General features: G+C 42.2%; 3 protein-coding genes. 1 reads left to right on the top strand and 2 read right to left on the bottom strand.

What is annotated here, in order from left to right:
- On the bottom strand, positions 1-405 hold a 405-nt coding region (locus PX481_RS19510), incomplete at its 3' end, for a pentapeptide repeat-containing protein (protein ID WP_288095547.1).
- 33 nt (positions 406-438) lie between these two features.
- Positions 439-1,647: a hypothetical protein gene (locus PX481_RS19505; protein ID WP_002758967.1), complete on the bottom strand. Its 1,209-nt coding sequence runs from the start codon at positions 1,645-1,647 to the stop codon at positions 439-441.
- Between the two features lie 362 nt (positions 1,648-2,009).
- Here PX481_RS19505 and PX481_RS19500 point away from each other — a divergent pair, with 362 nt between their 5' ends.
- Complete coding sequence (locus PX481_RS19500; RefSeq protein WP_288095545.1) at positions 2,010-2,807, top strand: glutathione S-transferase; 798 nt, start codon at positions 2,010-2,012, stop codon at positions 2,805-2,807.
- The last annotated feature ends 6 nt before the right edge of the window (positions 2,808-2,813 follow it).

Genomic DNA, 2,813 nt, shown 5'->3' with positions numbered 1-2,813 from the left:
TGTTCCCCGCAAACAAGCACCAGTGAGGTTAGCACCACTTAAATCAGCCCCCCGTACATCCGCCCCGATTAAGTTAGCATCAAGTAACGTCGCTAGGGTTATATGGGTATCACGAAGATTAGCACCTTGTAGCAGCGCTCCGTGTAAATTGGCACTGCGTAAATCTGCCCCATTTAAGTCAGCTTGGTTGAGACTAGCACCGCTTAAATTAGCTGTCACAAGATTAGCTTGAGCGAGATTAGCCCGGTTAAGATAGGTAAAGAGAAGATTGGCTCCGTGCAGATCTGCTTCATTTAAAACAATGCCAATTAAGTCAGCACCAACTAAATTAACTCCTGGTAATTTTAAGCCACTAAATTGAGTTTCTCCTGCGGCATAACGTTCAATTAATTCGTTGGGTTTCATAGGTAGAATGTCCAGATAAATTTGGATAAAAAATTAAAGAATTTTTTGTAAAGTTTGCACCAGAATACTGGCGGTTTGAACGTTAGCATCCGTATCCATTTGGGTTTGAGCAATATTGTATAGTTGAATTTCGATATCCTTGAGAGATTTCCCACTTTCGATGAGTTGTTGTAGTAAATCTTCTAGGGTATAACTTCGCAGAGTTGACCAATCTTGACCGCTCCGATCCCAAGGATGAAATAGGAGCGAGAAAATCAATATTTTGGCGCGTAAAGGATTAGCATACTGGAAAATTTCTAAACGAATTTCAAAGGGGTCGTAGGCGGGAATTTGTGGGGAATTACTGGGGTTGTTATTTGAGGAAGCCGGCTCGGCAAAGGGCAATTCCATGACTAATTGTGGTTCATTTAGATTGATGATCGAAGAGGAAAAATCCACAGGTTCACTTCTAGAGGGGGAGAAAGATGTGGTTTTAGCCGCAGAATCAGAATCATTCTTTAGATGAACTATTTGAGTGTTCAAGATTTGACTTTTTGACTCATTATCCTCTTCTTCGTCATCGTTATCAGTATCGTAGAGAGGCTCTAGTTGGGTAAGAATAATATCGGCTAGGGCTAGGTAGAGAGCTTTTTTATTAATCTTTTCGGCAACTTGCTTGAAAGTTTGTCGCAAGCTTAGGAAATTGGGATTGTTTCGCTGAAGTTCTAAAACAATATTTTTTAAGCCATAATTATTAATCACCGCTTGATCGTTTTCCCAACGATTTTTACAAGCGGCAAACATTAATTTTTGAATTCTCGCTGTCTCTCGATGATTTTCTATTCCACTAACCACCTGTCTTAATAAATTATCTTCCTCGTTGTTGACATCATTATTAACGGTGGTGAAGCTAGGGTTAACTTCCGGTTTCACTGGTAATAATTGATTGTCGTAGGCGGCAGCAACATTACTATATAATTGACTGATTTGCTCGATAATAACCGTGGCTACTCCCAGATAAGCTTTAGGACGATTGAGGGTTTTAACTAATTTATAAACAGAAAAAGTTAATTGTTCTTTATTGGTTTTGAGTTGCACTAACTCCTTCACCAGGTCTTCCATAGCCACACTGTTCAAAATATTAGGCTCATTTTCCCAATATTTTTTACAGATACAAAAGATTAATTTTTTGATCCGTAATTTTTCTTCGTGGCTGTCGAGATAGCGAACTACATCATTAAAAACGTCGATGGATAATTGCATAGTAACCTCTGATCCGAGAAAGGAGCCAGCCCTCGCACGCCTCTACTATAGCGGTATGCTATTGGTCTCTCGCGAGTCAGCTTGCCAGAATATATAAGTTATTCCTCGCTTTTAGTGCCTGAAAATATCCTAACCTAAAAGCGTGGCACTATTGAGTTGGGGTTGCCGGATCTGGTCTATCTTCCCTAAGAGTACCCAGCCTAATTCCTCAAATTAGCAAACGATGATTTTTTCGCCTGGCTCGTTTTTAGTACAAATGTTCGGACAAAATCGGAGTAAAGTCTTTAAGTTTAGACGACCGATGCCCGATAGGGTTAGAGTAATCAGGGAGAAACTGATTTATCGAGAGGCCATATCATCCCATGCTAGAACTCTACCAATTTGAATTATCTGCCTATTGTGAGAAAGTCCGTCTCATCCTCGACTATAAAGGTCTTGCCTATAAAAAAAGGGACGTGGTGCCGGGGGTGGGACAATTGGAATTATTCCGTCTTTCCGGACAGCGACAGGTTCCCGTCCTCAAGGATGGCGATACTTATATTGCTGACTCGACGGAGATTGCTTTTTATCTCGATCGCAAGTATCCTGAAAAACCAATTATCCCCACAGATCCCCTACAACGGGGTCAATGTTTATTAATCGAAGAATGGGCCGATGAATCCCTGGGATTAAAAGGAAGAACCGCTTTTCTCGGCGCTTTTGCCCAAAATCAAAACTTTCGTACCGCTTTTTTACCCCAGGAAACTCCCGATTTTATGCGCTTGTTGCTGGGTTCCTTGCCGGGGGAATTAATTGATATTTTTGGGACGGGTGTAGGTCTGGGAAAAGATGCTATCAATACGGCGAAAAAAGGGCTACAACAGGATTTAGAGGCTTTGAACCTCATTTTAACCAATCGTCCCTATTTAGTCGGTGATCAGCCCAGTTTAGCCGATTTAGCCGTGGCGGGATTAAGTGTACTGCTTCAGTTTCCCCCGGGTTCCTATCTCAACTTACCCCCGGAATTGCAAGGCAAGGGGATTCCAGGGTTAGCCGATAATAGCGCCTACGAGGGCTTTTTTGCTTGGCGCGACCGTCTTTATAGTCAATACCGTCAAACTATCACCCCGGGAAGTTCCACCCCTCCTATCGATTCCCCCAACTCCATCCAGATTGAATAGCAGCGC

It is taken from the genome of Microcystis sp. M53603_WE2, assembly GCF_030065435.1.
This window is presented reverse-complemented; position numbering and strand designations above follow the sequence as displayed.